The following is a 662-nucleotide window of genomic DNA, read 5'->3' on the forward strand; positions in this document are numbered from 1 at the left end:
CCCCCGGAACCGCCCCCGGCCCCGGCGAAGGGCCGTACGCTGCTTCGCCGTGGAGGCACTGTGGACCAGCGTGGTGGCGGTGGCCGGAACGCTGCTGGGGAGCGTCGTCACGCACGTCTTCCAGCGCTCGGCGGCGCGGCGCAGCGAGCGGTTCGCCCGGTCCGAGGCGCTCCGCCAGGAGCGCATCGCCACGTACAGCGCGTGCGCCGCCGCGCTGGAGGAGTACCGGCGGGGGCAGACCGAGCGCTGGTACCGGAAGCGGGAGGACGCGGACGGGGCGGCGTTCCACGCCGCGCGGGACGAGGCGCACCGGCTGCGCACGGCGGCCCGGCAGGTGCTGTACCGGGTGACGCTGCTCACCGACGACCGCACGGTCACGCTCGCCGCCGAGCGGGCCTACGACCGGATCCGGGACCTCTCGACGCCGGAGGACCCGGCCCTGTGGCGGGCGCGGGACACCGAGGCGAAGCAAGCGATCGAGGCGTTCGTCTCCTGTGCCTCGCCGCTGGTGCGGTGAAATTCGCTCGACAGGACCGTGCCGCTTGTCGACCATGTCGGCCATGGTCGACACCTCGCTCTACGCGGCCTTCATCGTCGCCGCCTACGGGCTGTCCCTCACGCCGGGGCCCGACATGATGTTCATTCTCGCGATGGGCGGGAAG

The 662-nt window shown here is 73.6% G+C and carries 1 protein-coding gene and 1 pseudogene; both read left to right on the forward strand.

Annotated features, from left to right (window positions below):
• The first annotated feature begins 49 nt into the window (after positions 1 to 49).
• Complete coding sequence (locus G5C65_RS38020) at positions 50 to 517, forward strand: hypothetical protein (RefSeq protein ID WP_165303640.1); 468 nt, start codon at positions 50 to 52, stop codon at positions 515 to 517.
• Between the two features lie 43 nt (positions 518 to 560).
• Positions 561 to 662, forward strand: a pseudogene (locus G5C65_RS39980) (LysE family translocator); the annotation flags it as partial.

The organism is Streptomyces boncukensis, from assembly GCF_011045075.1.
Lineage (GTDB): Bacteria > Actinomycetota > Actinomycetes > Streptomycetales > Streptomycetaceae > Streptomyces > Streptomyces boncukensis.